Below are 15,459 nucleotides of genomic sequence, written 5' to 3'. Positions count from 1 at the left end.
GGTCGGCACTGCTCCCGAACCCGCTCCGGCCGTCAGCATGGAGACATGACGACGACAGCGGCGACCACCGCCACCGACACCCCGGTGGTGGTCGGGTTCGACCAGGTGAGCAAGACGTACGGGAAGGTGCGGGCCGTCGACGGCCTCACGCTGCGGCTGCACCCGGGGGAGACCGTGGCCCTGCTCGGGCCGAACGGCGCGGGCAAGTCGACCACGCTCGATCTGCTGCTCGGCCTCAAGCAGGCCGACACCGGCGCGGTGACCGTGTTCGGCACGAACCCGCGTGAGGCCATCGTCGCCGGCCGGGTGGGCGCGATGCTGCAGAGCGGCGGCCTGATGGACGAGGTCACGGTCGCCGAACTCGTGCAGCTCGCCTGCCGGCTGCACCCCAAGCCCTACGAGGTGAGCGACGTCCTCGCCCGCGCGGGCATCACGCAGATCGCCGACCGCAAGGTCAACAAGCTCTCCGGCGGCCAGTCCCAGCGCGTCCGGTTCGCGCTCGCGACCGCCGGCGACAGCGACCTGATCGTCCTGGACGAGCCGACCACCGGCATGGACGTCTCGGCCCGCCAGGCCTTCTGGGCCACCATGCGCGACCAGGCCGACCAGGGCCGCACCGTCCTGTTCGCCACCCACTACCTCGAAGAGGCCGACGCGATCGCCGACCGGGTGCTGGTGCTGCACCGCGGGCGGCTGCTGGCCGACGGGACCGCCGCCGAGATCAAGGCGAAGGCGGGCGCCCGGCGGATCTCCTTCGACCTGGAGGGCGGGATCGACGAGGCGCCGCTGCGGGCGCTGCCGTTCCTGACGGCCGTCGACATCTCCGGCCAGACGATCCGCATCCAGTCGACCGACGCCGACGCCACCGTCCACGCGCTCTACGGCCTCGGCCTCTACCCGCACCACCTCGAAGTCGCCGGGCTCGGTCTTGAGCAGGCCTTCGTCGCCATCACGGAGGCCGAGGAGGCCAAGGAGTCATGAACGCGCTGATCAGGCTGGAGCTCGCGCGGGCCCTGCGCAACCGCAAGTTCCTGTTCTTCTCGGTGATCTACCCGTCGATCATCTTCCTGCTGGTCGCCGGCCAGGGCGACACCAGCCAAACCGTCGACGGCACCGGACTCTCGGTGGCGGCCTACGTCATGGTCTCCATGGCCTCCTTCGGCGCCCTGACCGCCGTCCTGATGGGCAACAGCGAGCGCATCGCCAAGGAGCGGGAGAGCGGCTGGGTGCGGCAGCTGCGGCTGACCACCCTGCCCGGCCGCGGCTACGTCCTCGCCAAGACCGCCAGCGCCGCCGTGGTGAGCCTGCCGTCCATCGTGGTCGTCTTCGTGATCGCCGCGACCGTGAAGGACGTACGGCTGGACGCCTGGCAGTGGCTCGCGCTCACCGGCGCCATCTGGGCCGGCAGCCTGGTCTTCGCCGCGCTCGGCGTGGCCATCGGCTACCTGGCCTCCGGGGACGCGGTCCGCCCGATCACGATGATCACCTACTTCGGCCTGTCGATCCTCGGCGGCCTGTGGTGGCCCTCCTCGTCCTTCCCGACCTGGCTCCAGGACATCGCGAAGTGGCTGCCCACGCACGCGTACGCTGCCCTGGGACGGGCCATCGAGCAGAGCCAGGCCCCGAAAACCCAGGACATCGCCATCCTCGTCGTCTTCTTCGCCCTGTTCGTCGGCGGCGCGGCCTGGCTGTACCGGAAGGACACGCTGAAGGCGTGAGCACGACGACGCAAGGCCCCTGGCCCGACGAGCAGACGCGCGGGGACCGGCTGGTGCGCATCGGCCAGCCGCCCCGCACCCGGGGCGAGGCGGCGCGCAAGATGGTGTGGGTCCTGCCGTGGCTGATCTACCTCGCCTCCCCGGCGGAGGACCTGGCCTCCGGTGACCACGGCACCGCGGCCACGGCGGCCGGCTGGGCGGGCCTCACGGCTTTCGCCAGCATCTACCTGGCCATCGTCTTCCGCTCGATGGGCCGGCCCTTCCGGGGCTGGATCGTCGACGCCGCGATCGCCGTCGAGGGGGCGCTCGCGATCGCCCTCGCCTTCGGCCTCGGCGGCTCCTGGTTCGGTCTGTTCGTGTACGTCTCCGTGATGTGCGGAGTGACCTTCCCGCTGCGGATCGCCTACTGGACGATCCCGCTGAACACCGCGGCCATGATGCTGGCCGGCTGGTACCACCACGACCTGGACGAGGCCTGGGGCCTGTTCCTGGTGGTGCTCCTGATCGGCTACTCCATGATCGGTGTACGGCAACTGGTCGCCACCACCATCGAGTTGCGCAAGGCCCGCGCCACCGTCGCCCAACTGGCCGCGAACGAGGAGCGGTTGCGTCTCGCCCGGGACCTGCACGACCTGCTGGGCCACTCGCTCTCCCTCATCACCCTGAAGAGCGAGCTGGCGGGACGGATGCTTCCCGGCCACCCCGACAAGGCGGCCCAGCAGGTCGCCGACATCGAACAGGTCAGCCGGCAGGCCCTGGTGGACGTCCGGGAGGCCGTCACCGGCTACCGGCGGCCCCGGCTGGCCGCCGAACTCGCGGGCGCCCAGGTGGCCCTGACCGCCGCCGCCGTCACCGCGGAGGTGCCGGCCGAGCCGGACCTCACCGGAGTGCCGGAGGAGGGCGAGACGGCCCTGGCGTGGGCGCTGCGCGAGGCGGTCACCAACGTCGTCCGGCACAGCGGCGCGAGCGCCTGCACGGTGGAGGTGCTGCGGCGTCAGACCCTGGACGGCCCGGTCCTCGAACTCTCCGTCGAGGACAACGGCTCGGGCGGCTCCGGCACGGGGCCGGGCAACGGGCTGACCGGGCTCACCGAGCGTCTCGAGAAGGCCGGCGGCACGCTGGAGGCGGGCGGCGTGAAGCGGGGTTTCCGGCTGGTCGCCCGGGTCCCGCTCGGCACCGGAGGGGCCGTAGGATCCGGGACATGAGCAGCACGATCAAGGTCCTCCTCGCCGAGGACCAGTCGATGGTCCGTGAGGCGCTCGCCGCCCTGCTGGGTCTGGAGGACGACATCGAGGTCGTGGCACAGGTCGCGCGCGGCGACGAGGTGGTGGCGGCCGCACGGCAGCACGCGGTCGACGTCGCCCTGCTCGACATCGAGATGCCGGGCTGCACGGGCATCGAGGCGGCGGCCCGGCTCCACAAGGCGCTGCCGGCCGTGAAGCTGGTCGTGCTGACCACCTTCGGGCGGCCCGGCTACCTGCGCAGCGCGATGGAGGCGGGCGCCGACGCGTTCCTGGTCAAGGACGCCCCCGCCGCCCAGCTCGCCGCGGCGGTCCGCAAGGTCCTGGCGGGCGAGCGGGTCATCGATCCCACGCTGGCGGCGGCGGCCCTCGCGGAGGGCGCCAACCCGCTCACCGACCGCGAGCGGGAGGTGCTGCGCGCGGCCGCCGACGGCTCCACGAACGCCGAACTGGCCGCGGCCCTGCACCTTTCGCAGGGGACCGTGCGGAACTACCTCTCGACGGCCATCCAGAAGCTGGCGGTGCGCAACCGGGCGGAGGCGGTCCGGATCGCGCGGGAGAAGGGCTGGCTGTAGCGGATCCGCGGGTCCGCGCCGAAGGGGCCCGCGCCGTCGCTCAGTTCAGCCGGGCGCGGGCCGCCCGTGCCTCGCCCCGCACCTTCTCCGCCGCGCTCTCGTCGACCGCGTCGATCAGCCCCGCGTACTCCTCCAGCTCGTCGGCGCCGTCGGTGAAGTCGCCGCGCTGCACCAGCAGCCGCGCCCGGTCGTAGCGCAGCCTGGCCGGGTGCGAGGGCATGAGCAGGGACAGGTCCACCGCCCACAGGCCCACGTCCGAGCGCTCGGGCCGGGCCGCCGCCCAGGCCCGCACGTTGTTGAGGATCCGGCGCAGGACGTCCAGCGGATCGGCCGGCTCCAGCATCTCCGGCTCCAGCGGCACCCCCGTCGCCCCCTCCACCAGCGTCCGCGCGTCCGCCCCGCTCAGCACCCGGCCGCCCGCGAACGGATCGGCCAGCACCTGCTCCTCGACCGGCCCGAACCCGACGACGAAGTGCCCCGGCAGCGCGACCCCGTGGACCGGTGCCCCGGCCCGCCGGGTCACCTCCAGCCAGACCACGGACAGCAGGATCGGCAGGCCGCGCCGCCGCCGCAGCACCTCGTGCAGCAGCGAGGACTCCAGCCGCCGGTAGTCCGAGGCGGTGCCGTGGAAGCCGGTCCGTTCGCCCAGCAGGCGGTGCGCCGCGGTGGCCCAGGCGAGCGGTCCGCCCGGCCGGTACGGCAGCTGCCCGGCCAGCCGGTCCAGTTCCATCTGCGCCGCGTCGAGGCCGGTCTCGTCCAGCGAGCCGTCGGCCGCCGCGCCCACCAGCAGGCACAGCGTCGCCAGGTCGGGCCGTTCGGACCGCACCTCCTCGGCGAACCGGCGGGCGATCTCGGCGGCCCGTTCCGGCGCCGGCGGTCGCAGCCGCGCACGCGGTGCCGGATCCGGATCTGGAACAGAGGGGTGCATAGCTGTTTCGTGCCCTTCCGGGACGTCCCGTACCGCGGCGGCCTCAGTGGCCGTCCGCTCCCGGCGCCCTGTAGTGGTGGTACGCGTGGTGCGCCCCGAACCCCAGCCCGGTGTACAGCGCCCGCGCTGCCGTGTTCTCCGTCTCCACCTGGAGCCAGGCCGCCGACGCGCCCTCCTCCAGCGCCCGCCGGGCCAGCGCGGCCATGACCTCGCGGGCCAGTCCCCGGCGCCGCAGCGCCGGATCCACCTCGACGGCGGCGAAACCGGCCCACCGGCCGTCCACCACCAGCCGCCCGATGGCCGCCGGGGCGCCCTCGCCGGGAACGGCCGCGAACCACACGGACGGCCCTCCGGTCAGCACCCGCAGCGCGACCTCGCTCACTCCCTTGCGCTGGTAGCGCGCCAGCCAGGCCTCGTCGGCCGAGCGGGAGAGCAGCACACCGGCGCCCTCGGCCCGGTCCGCCACCGGCGCCAGGCTCCCGGTCCACAGTTCGGCGCTCACCTCCCGCACCCAGCCGCGCCGCTCCAGCTCCGCGCCGAGGAGTTCCTGGGTGCCCTCGGCGCCGGTCGCGGTCTGCACGTACGCGGGCAGCCCCCGGTCGGCGTACCACCGCCGCACGGTGTCCAGGGCGGCGTCGAGCGGCAGTCCCGGGTCGCCCGCCGGCAGCACGCTGTTCGCCCGCCGGGTGAACCCCCGGGAGGCCCGCAGCTCCCACGCGCCGAGCAGTTCGCTCTCCAGCGGCGGCCAGCCGCGCGAGGCGACACGCGCGAGTTCGCGGTACGTCGTCGCCGGCCCCCGGCGGCGCGCCGGGGCGGCCGGCACCACCTTGGCGGCCATCAGCGCGGATGCCGATATCCGGACGATCTCTCCGTCCCGACGCGTGATCGTCAGCGTGCCGTCGTCGTCCCATGATGTGAGAACACCCACCGTGTCGGTGAACTTCTCCCCGGAGAGGCCATTTCCGGCCAAACGGCGCACGGAGACCCGTTTGCCCACGTCAGCAGCGGTGATACGGACCTCGAAGCGTCCTGCGGCCGAGATTTCCACTGGTCGGTTCACCCCTCCTGTTCGGATCATGCCCGAGAACGGAGATACTAGGGGCGGGCATCGACGACGCCGCGCTCCCGCGCGCCAGGCGGCGGAGCCTACCGAGGCCCGCCGGCGCCCAACCGAGGAGGAACGACAGCGTGACCTACGTCATCGCGCAGCCTTGTGTCGACGTGAAGGACAAGGCGTGCATCGAGGAGTGCCCGGTCGACTGCATCTACGAGGGCCAGCGGTCCTTGTACATCCATCCGGACGAATGCGTTGACTGTGGTGCCTGTGAGCCGGTCTGCCCGGTCGAGGCGATCTTCTACGAGGACGACACTCCGGAGGAGTGGAAGGACTACTACAAGGCCAACGTCGAGTTCTTCGACGAGCTCGGTTCCCCCGGCGGCGCCAGCAAGCTGGGCCTGATCGAGCGCGACCACCCCTTCGTCGCCGCGCTGCCCCCGCAGGCCGAGTAGCCGTACGGCGGCCCGCCGCACCACCGTGCCGCCTCGGTCCCGTACGGCCTGATCCCACCCGATCGGCGCCTGCGGGACCGAGGCGTTTGCCGTGCCGGTCGCAGGACCGGCCGTACCGAAGAAAGTGAGCCCGTGCCCGTGTCCGCAGTCTCCGACCGCCTGCCCACCTTCCCCTGGGACAAGCTGGAGCCGTACAAGAAGACGGCAGCGGCGCACCCGGACGGCATCGTCGACCTGTCCGTCGGCACTCCGGTGGACCCGGTCCCCGACCTGATCCAGAAGGCACTGACCGACGCGGCGGACTCGCCCGGCTATCCGACGGTCTGGGGCACCCCGGCGCTGCGCGACGCGATCACCGGCTGGGTGGAGCGCCGTCTGGGCGCCCGTGACGTCACCCACCGCCACGTCCTGCCGATCGTCGGCTCCAAGGAACTCGTCGCCTGGCTCCCCACCCAACTGGGCCTCGGCCCCGGCGACAAGGTCGCCTACCCGCGCCTGGCCTACCCCACGTACGAGGTCGGCGCCCGGCTGGCCCGCGCCGAGTACGAGGTCTACGAGGACCCGCGCGAGCTGGACCCGGCGAACCTGAAGCTCCTGTGGCTGAACTCGCCGTCCAACCCGACGGGCCGGGTCCTGTCCGTCTCCGAGCTGACGGAGATCGTGGCCTGGGCCCGCGCCCATGGCGTGCTGGTCTTCTCGGACGAGTGCTACCTCGAACTGGGCTGGGAGGCCGACCCGGTCTCGGTCCTGCACCCGGACGTGAACGGCGGCTCCTACGACGGCATCGTGGCCGTCCACTCCCTCTCCAAGCGGTCCAACCTGGCGGGCTACCGCGCGGCCTTCCTGGCCGGCGACCCGGCGGTGCTCGGCCCCCTCCTGGAGATCCGCAAGCACGGCGGCATGATGACCTCGGCGCCCACGCAGGCGGCGGTGGTGGCGGCCCTGTCCGACGACACCCACGTCCAGGAGCAGCGGGAGCGCTACGCGGCCCGCCGCACCCTTCTGCGCGAGGCGCTGGTGGCGCACGGCTTCCGTGTCGAGCACAGCGAGGCGAGCCTCTACCTGTGGTCGACACGGGACGAACCCTGCTGGCAGACGGTGGCCCACCTCGCCGAACTCGGCATCCTGGTCGCACCCGGCGACTTCTACGGCGAGGCGGGCGAGACCTTCGTGCGCGTGGCCCTGACGGCGACGGACGAGCGCGTCCGGGCGGCGGTGGCCCGGCTGTCCCAGGGACGGCCGGCCGCGGCGGTGCGCGGTTCCGCCGCGCGGGCGTGAGCGGGCGGCGACGGCAGACGAAGCGAAGGGCCCCGGGGCGAACCCCGGGGCCCTTCGCGCGCCGCGTCGGTGGTCAGCCGCCGATCGGCAGGCCCTTGACCGGCAGGCCGCCCTTGGCGAGGCCCTGTGCCGGCAGGCCGCCCTTGGTGAGGCCTTGCGCGGGCAGGCCGCCCTTGGTGAGGCCCTGCGTGGGCAGTCCGCCCTTGGTCGCCGTGGCCGCCGTCTCGCCGAGCAGGCCGCCCGCGGAGCCCGCCGCGTCACCGGCGGCGTGCTGCACCACCGGCGCCGCCACCTTGACGGCCTTGCCGCCGGTCCTGCCCGCGACCGGCAGCGCCGACTCGACCGTCCGGCCGCCGGTGTGGCCGACGGTCCCGGTCACGTTCTGCGCCGCGCTGTCGGCGGTGTTGCCGACGCTCGCTCCGTCCAGGGCGCTCAGGCCGCCCAGGTTCGGAGTGGCGGCCGGCAGGCTCGGGGCCGCGCCGGCGGAGCCGGCCGCACCGACCCCGGCGGCCGCTCCCGCTGCGACGAGCAGCGCGGCACGGGCGATCCGGCGGGTCAGGGGGAGAGACATGATGCTCCATTCGACGGGAGGGAACACGATCGCCGTGACTACCGCTCGAAGTCCGCGAAGGTTGCGGAGGCCCCAGGTAAAGAATTGATAACGCATCGCATTATCGGGTGTGGATAAAAACGGGCAAAGAGTGCCTGTGAGGGAACACCTTCCGGCGCCCGCAGAATCCTTACGTCCCCGTGCTGCCAACGGCGGGCGGGCAGGGCTGAGCGGCCGCGCGGAAACCCGGGTGTGCCGCGGCCGCGCAACGTCCCGGCCGACCCGCCGGAGGGAAACGCCGAACTACTGTCCGGTCACGATCCGCACCGAGCCGGCGGACTTCTCCGCTCCGCCCGTGCCCTGCGGACCGGGCGCCTGCTGCCACCGGCTGTCCGTGCTCCCGGCCGACCACTCCCGGCCCGCGTACGACACCCGCTGGATGTGCAGTGCCGAGGAGTTGGCCACCGCCCAGTGCGCGAGCTGCCAGCCGCGCTCGCTCTCGGTGCGCCCGGACTTGTCGGTCTTGCCGCCCTGCGGCACCGGAACGGTCACGGTCCGCCCGTGCGCCGTCGAGGTCACGCTCGGCATCGGGGTCGGCGAACTCGCGGACCCGCCGTTCACCTCCGCGCCGGCCTCCTCGACCGCGTCCCGCCCGAAGTCCCGCACCAGCGCGGTCCGGACCGCGTCCGGACCCGTCGCCGTCGCCTCCGTGACGGCCGCCGGACGCCCGTCGCAGGTCAGCGTGGCCGCCGCCTGCCCGGTCAGGGCCGCCGCGAGCAGCGTGGCGTCGGTCTCGTGCTTGGCGTACGCCTCCGGGAAGCCGCTGCGCTGCACGCGCTGCGCGGCCACCGTCAGCGGCAGGGTCTGGTAGTCGCGCACCTTGGCCAGGTGGGCGTAGAACATGCCGGCCGCGTACGCCGGGTCCAGGATCTGCCGCGCGGTGCCCCAGCCCTGCGAGGGCCGCTGCTGGAACAGGCCCAGCGAATCCCGGTCGCCGTGCTCGATGTTGCGCAGACCCGACTCCTGGATGGAGGTCGCCAGCGCGATGGCCACCGCCCGCTCGGGCATGCCGCGCCCGGTGCCGACCGCGGCGATCGTCGCCGCGTTCACCGCCTGCTCGGGCGTGAAATCGTACGACGCGCGGTCGCTTCGGCCCGAGACGACCTTGCAGCCCTCGGCGCCACCGCCGCCCGTGACGTACTGGACGACCAGGTACGCCGCGACGGCACACAGAATGACCAAGCCCGACACGAAACGCAGGGCACGGCGGCGACGCGTGGGGCGGGTGGGGGACGGCTCTGGCACGCGTACAACATACTGGAGAGTACGAGCGGCTCAACCCCCGGTCGCGAAGCCTGTGAAACCTCTCTCGGCGGAGCCGCGCGCTAGGGTCGGGGCCATGGCCGACACCTCCCTTGACCTCACGCTGGACGCGGCGGCGCTGACCGCGCGACTCGTCGACCTCCCCTCGGAGAGCGGCACCGAGAAGCCGCTCGCCGACGCGATCGAGGCCGCGCTGCGCGCCCTGCCGCACCTGACGGTCGACCGGTACGGCAACAACGTGATCGCCCGGACGGACCTCGGCCGCACCGAGCGCGTGATCCTGGCCGGCCACATCGACACCGTCCCGATCGCGGACAACGTGCCGTCCCGGCTGGACGAGGACGGCGTGCTGTGGGGCTGCGGCACCTGCGACATGAAGTCCGGCGTCGCCGTCCAGCTGCGCGTCGCGGCCACCGTCCCCGCCCCGAACCGCGACCTGACCTTCGTCTTCTACGACAACGAGGAGGTCGCCGCGCACCTCAACGGGCTCCGGCACGTCGCCGAGGCGCACCCCGAGTGGCTGGCGGGCGACTTCGCGGTCCTGCTGGAACCGTCCGACGGCGAGGTCGAGGGCGGCTGCCAGGGCACCCTGCGCGTCCTGCTGAGGACGACCGGCGAGCGGGCCCACTCCGCGCGCTCCTGGATGGGCTCCAACGCGATCCACGCGGCCGCCCCGGTCCTCGCCCGGCTCGCCGCCTACGAACCGCGCCGGCCGGTCATCGACGGCCTGGAGTACCGCGAGGGCCTCAACGCGGTCGGCATCTCGGGCGGGGTGGCCGGCAACGTCATTCCCGATGCGTGCGTGGTCACCGTCAATTTCCGCTACGCCCCGGACCGTTCCGAGGAGGAGGCGCTCGCGCACGTCCGCGAGGTCTTCGCCGGCTGCGGCGTCGAGGAGTTCGTCGTGGACGACCACAGCCCCGGCGCCCTGCCCGGCCTCTCGCACCCGGCCGCGGCGGCCTTCATCGAGGCCGTCGGCGGCACCCCGATGCCCAAGTTCGGCTGGACCGACGTCTCCCGCTTCTCCGCCCTCGGCATCCCGGCGGTCAACTACGGACCCGGCAATCCGCACTTGGCGCACAAGAAGGACGAAAGGGTCGAAACGGCCAAGATCCTGGCGGGCGAGGAGCGGCTGCGCGCCTGGCTGACCCGCTGAGCCACCCGGAGGCGCTGCGCACCGGACATGCCGACGTCCCGCGCCGGTAACCCGGGTGGATCTACGCTGGGGCGGATACACCTGCAAGCGGAGGGAGCGCACATATGGCTACCGGGAACCCCGAGGGGAAGAAGGTGCCGCCGGACGAGCAGCGCCTCGGACCGGTCCTCCGACGCCGCGGTCAGGTGACCGCGAGCACGACGGACCAGCGGCTGCTGGACGCGGGCGGCCCCTCCGACTGGGTCCACACGGACCCGTGGCGGGTGCTGCGCATCCAGTCGGAGTTCATCGAGGGCTTCGGCACGCTCGCCGAACTCCCGGCCGCGATCAGCGTGTTCGGCTCGGCGCGGACGCCGGAGGACTCGCCCGAGTACGACGCGGGCGTGCGGCTGGGCCGCGGCCTGGTCGAGGCCGGCTGGGCGGTCATCACCGGCGGCGGACCCGGCGCCATGGAGGCGGCCAACAAGGGCGCCCTGGAGGCGGGCGGCGTCTCGGTCGGTCTCGGCATCGAGCTGCCCTTCGAGCAGGGCCTGAACCCCTACGTCGACATCGGCCTGAACTTCCGCTACTTCTTCGTGCGGAAGATGATGTTCGTCAAGTACGCGCAGGGCTTCGTGGTGCTGCCCGGCGGCCTCGGCACCCTCGACGAACTCTTCGAGGCGCTCACCCTCGTCCAGACCCAGAAGGTGACCCGCTTCCCGATTGTGCTGTTCGGCAGCGCGTACTGGGGCGGCCTGGTGGACTGGCTCCGCAACACCCTGGTCGCCCAGGGCAAGGCGAGCGAGAAGGACCTGCTCCTGTTCCACGTGACCGACGACGTGGAGGAAGCGGTGGGCCTGGTCTCGAAGGAAGCGGCCCGCTGACACCGGCCGGACCGGCCCGCGCGCACGCGCGGGCCGGTCCGGCACGGCAGCGGGAGACTAGGCCAGGCCCCGCCGGGCCACCGCCGGCGGGCGGTGCCCCGCGATCGACGCGACCATGTCGAGCACCTGACGGGTCTCCGCCACCTCGTGCACGCGGTACACCTGCGCGCCCAGCCACGCCGACACCGCCGTCGTCGCCAGCGTGCCGATCACGCGCTCCTTCACCGGCCGGTCCAGGGTCTCGCCCACGAAGTCCTTGTTGGACAGGGAGACCAGCACCGGCCACCCGGTCGCGACCATCTCGTCCAGCCGCCGCGTCGCCTCCAGGCTGTGCCGCGTGTTCTTCCCGAAGTCGTGCCCGGGGTCGATCATCACCGACTCCCGCGGCACCCCGAGTGCCACGGCCCGTTCGGCCAGCCCCAGGGTCACCCGCAGCACGTCCGCCATCACGTCGTCGTAGGCCACCCGGTGCGGTCGGGTCCGCGGCCGCGCCCCGCCCGCGTGCGTGCACACCAGCCCCACCCGGTACCGCGCGGCGACCTCCGCGAGCCCCGGGTCGACCCCGCCCCACGCGTCGTTGAGCACGTCCGCCCCGGCCTCGCAGGCGGCCTCGCCGACCGACGCCCGCCAGGTGTCCACGCTGATCACGACGTCCGGGAACCGCCGGCGCACCTCCGCGACGAACCCGACGATCCGCCGTGCCTCCTCCTCGGCCGTGACCTCCTCGCCCGGCCCGGCCTTCACGCCGCCGATGTCGACGATCGCGGCTCCCTCGGCGATCGCCCGCTCCACGCGCGCGAGCGCGGGCTCGTCGAGGAAGGTCGCCCCCTGGTCGTAGAAGGAGTCCGGTGTCCGGTTCACGATGGCCATGATCACCGGTTCGTGCGGCGCGAATTCCCGCTTGCCCAGCCTGAGCATCGCCTGTGACCTCTCGTAGTGAGTCCCTCGGTACGACCGCCTGCGCCGCCGGCTGTCAGACTCGCATGGCACGATCGGACACAGACACGTTCGTCACCGAGCACACTAAGCGCACTCGGCACCACGAGTACGCACGGAGCTTCACCGAGCCTGGGGGCCACCGCGATGGTTATGTTCCTGTTCCTGGTCGTCGCGCTCGCGGTCGTGGTCGCCGCGGTCACCCTCGCCGTGGTGAGCGGCGGGGAGAACGCCCCGCTGACCGAGGTGGCGCCCGAGCGTCTCCAGGACCCGCTGCCCCCGGACCGCCCGGTCGACCGCGCCGACGTGGAGAGCCTGCGCTTCCCGCTCGCCCCCCGCGGCTACCGGATGGCCGACGTCGACGACGCGCTCAGCCGCCTCGGCGCCGAACTCGCCGAGCGCGACGCCCGGATCGCCGATCTGGAGTCCACGCTGGCCGGCGCCCGGGCCACGCCGCACCCCGGGCACACCTCGCTGGACAAGCCCGAGCCGGAGGACCGGCCGTGACGGACCCGACGGACCCGGCCGCCCCGGCCGGTGCGACCGGACCCGCGGGACCGGCGGGCCCGGCCGCGGGAGCGGCCGTGGCCGGACCGGACGGCAGGCTCCGCTGCCCCTGGGCCCTGTCCACCGAGGACTACGTGGCGTACCACGACGAGGAGTGGGGCCGCCCGGTCCACGGCGACGACGCCCTGTACGAACGCCTCAGCCTGGAGGCCTTCCAGTCGGGCCTGTCCTGGATCACCATCCTGCGCCGCCGCCCCGGCTTCCGGGCCGCCTTCGCCGGCTTCCGCATCGAGAAGGTCGCCGCCTTCACCGGCGAGGACCGGGAACGGCTGCTGGCCGACCCCGGCATCATCCGCAACCGTGCCAAGGTCGACGCCACGATGGCCAACGCGAAGGTGCTGGCGGACTGGGCGCCGGGCGAACTGGACGAGCTGATCTGGTCGTTCGCCCCGGAGCCGGGCGCGTACCCGGTGCCCAGCAGCACCGCCGACGTCCCGGCGGTGACCGCCGAGTCGACGGCCCTGTCCAAGACCCTGAAGAAGCGGGGCCTGCGCTTCGTCGGCCCGACGACGGCGTACGCCCTGATGCAGGCGTGCGGCCTGGTCGACGACCACCTCGAAGCGTGCTCCAGCAGAGGCGCCCGATAGCGGCGCCGCGGGGCGGAACCGCACGGCACGCGCCCGCGGCTCCCGCGGATCGTCACCGCCCCAGGTACTTCGGCTTCTCCTTGTTCACGAACGCCTGCACGGCGATCCCGTGGTCCTCGGAGGCGCCGGCCCGCGCCTGCAGCTCGTCCTCCTTGTCGAGGGTCTCGTCCAGGGAGTGCGTGAGCCCGTAGGCGACGGCTTCCTTCAGCGCCGCGTACGCCGTCGTCGGGCCCTCGGCGAGCTTCCGCGCGATCTTCTCGCCCTCCGCCCGCAGCTCGGCGGACGGTACGACCTTGTTCGCGATGCCCAGTTCGTACGCCTCCTGCGCGCCGATGCTCCGCGGGAACAGCAGCAGGTCGGACGCCCGGCCCGGTCCCACCACCCGCGGCAGCGTCCACGAGACCCCGGAGTCCGCGGTCAGCGCGACCCCGGCGAACGACGTGTTGAACGCGGCGGTGTCGGCGACCACGCGGTAGTCCGCGGCCAGCGCGAACCCGAGGCCGGCACCGGCGGCGACGCCGTTCACCGCGGCCACCACCGGCTTCGGCGCCCCGGCCAGCGCCCGGACGATCGGGTTGTAGTGCTCCCGGACCGTCGTCATCGTCTGCCCCGCGCCCGTCTCCCGGTCCGACGCGAGCAGCGTGATGTGTTCCTTGAGGTCCTGGCCCACGCAGAACGCCCGGTCCCCGGCGGCGGTCAGCAGGATCGCGCGTACGGCCGGGTCGGCGGCCGCTTCCCGCGCGACCTCGCGGAGCGCCACCTTCGTCGCGATGTTCAGCGCGTTCATCGCCTCGGGGCGGTTCAGCGTGATCGTCGCGAGTCCGTCGCTCACCTCGTAGAGCACGGTGTCGGTCATGGTGCGTCCCCTCCGTCGTCTGCGTCGTCGCGGCCCGCGTACCGCTCGGTACGCGGGCGTCCGAAGGACAGCATGGCGGAGATCGTCGACCGGGGACCGGACCCGTCGTGTGACCTGCGTCAAAGAAAAATGGAGCCGACTCGGTCGGCGTAAGGACGCGGGGTGGCGCAGTATCGCAGTCACATCGCCGAATTGGGTGGTTTTGCTCGCGCGCGTTGCCCAAGCGATGCCGACTGATGTTGGTCATCGGGTCCTGAGATGCGGGATAATGGCTTGGAAGCAATGTGTTCGATGCCGGTGCCGCGTGTCCCGCCAGGATCGCGCGTGCCCTCATGGGCCGTCGGCAGACGATGAGCTGTTTTCAGGAAGGGGAACCAGCATGGCGGCCATGAAGCCGCGGACGGGTGATGGCCCGCTCGAGGTGACCAAGGAGGGGCGGGGCATCGTCATGCGCGTTCCGCTCGAAGGCGGCGGTCGGCTCGTCGTCGAGCTGACCCCTGACGAGGCCGCGGCGCTCGCCGACGCTCTCAAGAACGTCGTCGTCTGAGGCGTCAGCGACCATACCCTTTCGGCCGCCCCGGCACCGTATGCGGTGCCGGGGCGCTGCCGTACCTCCGGTCCTTCCCCGGCGGGGTCAGCGCTTGACGGCGCAGAGCAGGCCGTCGCCCACCGGCAGCAGCGACGGCAGCAGCTCCGGGCTCTCCCGGACCGTGCGCAGCAGCTCGCGCAGCCGCAGCACCTCGGTAGGCTGCGGACCCGAGTCGACGGTGCGGCCGTTGGCGAAGACGCCCTCGAAGACCACCAGGCCGCCGGGCCGCAGCAGCCGCAACGATTCAGCGAGATAGTCGGAGTACTCCTGCCGGTCGCCGTCGCAGAAGACCAGGTCGTAGCCGGCGTCCGCGAGCCGGGGGAGCACGTCGAGAGCCCGGCCCGGGATGAAACGGGCCCGGTTGCTGGCGAAGCCGCAGGCGCGGAAGGCCTGCCGGGCGAACTGCTGGTGCTCCGGCTCCGGGTCGACGGTGGTCAGCACCCCGTCCGCGCGCATCCCGTGCAGCAGATGCATCCCCGACACCCCGCACCCGGTGCCGATCTCGGCGACGGCCTTGGCGTCCACGGAGGCGGCGAGCAGTCGCAGCGCGGCACCCGTACCGGGCGACACCGAGCGCAGCCCCGCGTCCCGGGCCCGGTCCCGGGCCCAGCGCAGTGCTTCGTCCTCGGCGACAAAGGCGTCGGCGAACGCCCAGCTCGTCTGCCGGTTGCCGGTAATGACCCTCTCCTGTCCCCGTGGTTGCCTGGGCGTGACTGTATCCGTTGGTGCCGGGAACCTGCTGATGGGACCAGGCGTTTGGAAGGGTGGAAGACAGGGCGGGGG

Annotated in this window: 18 protein-coding genes; 11 read left to right on the top strand and 7 right to left on the bottom strand. The window is 73.0% G+C overall.

The window, feature by feature from the left end:
• The first annotated feature begins 45 nt into the window (after positions 1–45).
• Genes ACIRQ9_RS21590 through ACIRQ9_RS21575 form a run of 4 tightly spaced genes read left to right on the top strand, consistent with a single transcriptional unit; the run spans position 46 to position 3,534 of the window.
• Positions 46–981: an ABC transporter ATP-binding protein gene (locus ACIRQ9_RS21590; protein ID WP_404175562.1), complete on the top strand. Its 936-nt coding sequence runs from the start codon at positions 46–48 to the stop codon at positions 979–981.
• A complete protein-coding gene (locus tag ACIRQ9_RS21585; protein ID WP_404175559.1) occupies positions 978–1,718 on the top strand; it encodes an ABC transporter permease in 741 nt (246 codons plus the stop codon). The genes ACIRQ9_RS21590 and ACIRQ9_RS21585 overlap by 4 nt, the downstream gene beginning before the upstream one ends.
• Positions 1,715–2,923 carry a sensor histidine kinase gene (locus ACIRQ9_RS21580; RefSeq protein ID WP_404175556.1) on the top strand — a complete coding sequence of 403 codons (1,209 nt, stop codon included), beginning with the start codon at positions 1,715–1,717 and terminating at the stop codon, positions 2,921–2,923. The genes ACIRQ9_RS21585 and ACIRQ9_RS21580 overlap by 4 nt, the downstream gene beginning before the upstream one ends.
• A complete protein-coding gene (locus ACIRQ9_RS21575; protein WP_404175553.1) occupies positions 2,920–3,534 on the top strand; it encodes a DNA-binding response regulator in 615 nt (204 codons plus the stop codon). The genes ACIRQ9_RS21580 and ACIRQ9_RS21575 overlap by 4 nt, the downstream gene beginning before the upstream one ends.
• A gap of 40 nt (positions 3,535–3,574) precedes the next feature.
• Here ACIRQ9_RS21575 and ACIRQ9_RS21570 read toward each other — a convergent pair whose 3' ends face one another.
• Both ACIRQ9_RS21570 and ACIRQ9_RS21565 read right to left on the bottom strand, forming a co-directional pair.
• On the bottom strand, positions 3,575–4,462 hold the full coding sequence (locus tag ACIRQ9_RS21570) for a tetratricopeptide repeat protein (protein WP_404175550.1): 888 nt from the start codon (positions 4,460–4,462) through the stop codon (positions 3,575–3,577).
• A 43-nt stretch (positions 4,463–4,505) separates the two neighbouring features.
• Positions 4,506–5,510, bottom strand: a complete 1,005-nt coding sequence (locus tag ACIRQ9_RS21565; protein ID WP_404175794.1) for a GNAT family N-acetyltransferase — start codon at positions 5,508–5,510, stop codon at positions 4,506–4,508.
• A 140-nt stretch (positions 5,511–5,650) separates the two neighbouring features.
• Here ACIRQ9_RS21565 and fdxA point away from each other — a divergent pair, with 140 nt between their 5' ends.
• Positions 5,651–5,971, top strand: coding sequence for a ferredoxin (gene fdxA, locus ACIRQ9_RS21560; protein ID WP_007495984.1), 321 nt, complete (start codon positions 5,651–5,653; stop codon positions 5,969–5,971).
• A gap of 138 nt (positions 5,972–6,109) precedes the next feature.
• Positions 6,110–7,249, top strand: coding sequence for a bifunctional succinyldiaminopimelate transaminase/glutamate-prephenate aminotransferase (locus tag ACIRQ9_RS21555; RefSeq protein WP_404175791.1), 1,140 nt, complete (start codon positions 6,110–6,112; stop codon positions 7,247–7,249).
• 73 nt (positions 7,250–7,322) lie between these two features.
• Here the strand turns inward: ACIRQ9_RS21555 and ACIRQ9_RS21550 are convergent, their stop codons facing one another.
• On the bottom strand, positions 7,323–7,820 hold the full coding sequence (locus tag ACIRQ9_RS21550; RefSeq protein WP_404175546.1) for an ATP-binding protein: 498 nt from the start codon (positions 7,818–7,820) through the stop codon (positions 7,323–7,325).
• 282 nt (positions 7,821–8,102) lie between these two features.
• On the bottom strand, positions 8,103–9,050 hold the full coding sequence (locus tag ACIRQ9_RS21545) for a heavy metal transporter (protein ID WP_404175543.1): 948 nt from the start codon (positions 9,048–9,050) through the stop codon (positions 8,103–8,105).
• A 148-nt stretch (positions 9,051–9,198) separates the two neighbouring features.
• Between ACIRQ9_RS21545 and dapE the strand changes: the two genes are divergently transcribed.
• Both dapE and ACIRQ9_RS21535 read left to right on the top strand, forming a co-directional pair.
• A complete protein-coding gene (gene dapE / locus ACIRQ9_RS21540; protein WP_404175540.1) occupies positions 9,199–10,278 on the top strand; it encodes a succinyl-diaminopimelate desuccinylase in 1,080 nt (359 codons plus the stop codon).
• Positions 10,279–10,382: 104 nt separating this feature from the next.
• A complete protein-coding gene (locus tag ACIRQ9_RS21535; protein ID WP_404175537.1) occupies positions 10,383–11,141 on the top strand; it encodes a TIGR00730 family Rossman fold protein in 759 nt (252 codons plus the stop codon).
• Between the two features lie 57 nt (positions 11,142–11,198).
• Here the strand turns inward: ACIRQ9_RS21535 and folP are convergent, their stop codons facing one another.
• Entirely contained in the window at positions 11,199–12,059 is an 861-nt protein-coding gene (gene folP / locus ACIRQ9_RS21530) for a dihydropteroate synthase (RefSeq protein ID WP_404175534.1), read from the bottom strand.
• Between the two features lie 165 nt (positions 12,060–12,224).
• On the opposite strand from folP, the gene ACIRQ9_RS21525 reads away from it, so the two are divergent.
• Positions 12,225–12,584 (top strand): DivIVA domain-containing protein, encoded by a 360-nt coding sequence (locus ACIRQ9_RS21525; protein ID WP_404175531.1) that lies wholly within the window; start codon positions 12,225–12,227, stop codon positions 12,582–12,584.
• 77 nt (positions 12,585–12,661) lie between these two features.
• Positions 12,662–13,231: a DNA-3-methyladenine glycosylase I gene (locus ACIRQ9_RS21520; RefSeq protein ID WP_404175788.1), complete on the top strand. Its 570-nt coding sequence runs from the start codon at positions 12,662–12,664 to the stop codon at positions 13,229–13,231.
• A 52-nt stretch (positions 13,232–13,283) separates the two neighbouring features.
• Here the strand turns inward: ACIRQ9_RS21520 and ACIRQ9_RS21515 are convergent, their stop codons facing one another.
• The gene (locus ACIRQ9_RS21515; protein WP_404175528.1) at positions 13,284–14,087 is read right to left on the bottom strand and encodes an enoyl-CoA hydratase/isomerase family protein; all 804 of its coding nucleotides are present in this window, start codon (positions 14,085–14,087) and stop codon (positions 13,284–13,286) included.
• 379 nt (positions 14,088–14,466) lie between these two features.
• Here ACIRQ9_RS21515 and ACIRQ9_RS21510 point away from each other — a divergent pair, with 379 nt between their 5' ends.
• Positions 14,467–14,634 carry a DUF3117 domain-containing protein gene (locus ACIRQ9_RS21510; protein WP_004950282.1) on the top strand — a complete coding sequence of 56 codons (168 nt, stop codon included), beginning with the start codon at positions 14,467–14,469 and terminating at the stop codon, positions 14,632–14,634.
• An 87-nt stretch (positions 14,635–14,721) separates the two neighbouring features.
• Here ACIRQ9_RS21510 and ACIRQ9_RS21505 read toward each other — a convergent pair whose 3' ends face one another.
• On the bottom strand, positions 14,722–15,420 hold the full coding sequence (locus ACIRQ9_RS21505) for an O-methyltransferase (RefSeq protein ID WP_404175785.1): 699 nt from the start codon (positions 15,418–15,420) through the stop codon (positions 14,722–14,724).
• Positions 15,421–15,459: the final 39 nt, after the last annotated feature.

Source organism: Streptomyces sp. NPDC101237, from assembly GCF_044767465.1.
GTDB lineage: Bacteria > Actinomycetota > Actinomycetes > Streptomycetales > Streptomycetaceae > Streptomyces > Streptomyces gramineus.
This window is presented reverse-complemented; position numbering and strand designations above follow the sequence as displayed.

What these genes read in the sequence shown, in the direction of transcription:
- ACIRQ9_RS21590 (WP_404175562.1), top strand. Translation starts at nt 46, where the DNA reads ATGACGACGACAGCGGCGACCACCGCCACCGACACCCCGGTGGTGGTC.
- ACIRQ9_RS21585 (WP_404175559.1), top strand. Translation starts at nt 978, where the DNA reads ATGAACGCGCTGATCAGGCTGGAGCTCGCGCGGGCCCTGCGCAACCGC.
- ACIRQ9_RS21575 (WP_404175553.1), top strand. Translation starts at nt 2,920, where the DNA reads ATGAGCAGCACGATCAAGGTCCTCCTCGCCGAGGACCAGTCGATGGTC.
- ACIRQ9_RS21570 (WP_404175550.1), bottom strand. Translation starts at nt 4,462, where the DNA reads ATGCACCCCTCTGTTCCAGATCCGGATCCGGCACCGCGTGCGCGGCTG.
- ACIRQ9_RS21550 (WP_404175546.1), bottom strand. Translation starts at nt 7,820, where the DNA reads ATGTCTCTCCCCCTGACCCGCCGGATCGCCCGTGCCGCGCTGCTCGTC.
- dapE (WP_404175540.1), top strand. Translation starts at nt 9,199, where the DNA reads ATGGCCGACACCTCCCTTGACCTCACGCTGGACGCGGCGGCGCTGACC.
- ACIRQ9_RS21535 (WP_404175537.1), top strand. Translation starts at nt 10,383, where the DNA reads ATGGCTACCGGGAACCCCGAGGGGAAGAAGGTGCCGCCGGACGAGCAG.
- folP (WP_404175534.1), bottom strand. Translation starts at nt 12,059, where the DNA reads ATGCTCAGGCTGGGCAAGCGGGAATTCGCGCCGCACGAACCGGTGATC.
- ACIRQ9_RS21525 (WP_404175531.1), top strand. Translation starts at nt 12,225, where the DNA reads ATGGTTATGTTCCTGTTCCTGGTCGTCGCGCTCGCGGTCGTGGTCGCC.
- ACIRQ9_RS21515 (WP_404175528.1), bottom strand. Translation starts at nt 14,087, where the DNA reads ATGACCGACACCGTGCTCTACGAGGTGAGCGACGGACTCGCGACGATC.
- ACIRQ9_RS21510 (WP_004950282.1), top strand. Translation starts at nt 14,467, where the DNA reads ATGGCGGCCATGAAGCCGCGGACGGGTGATGGCCCGCTCGAGGTGACC.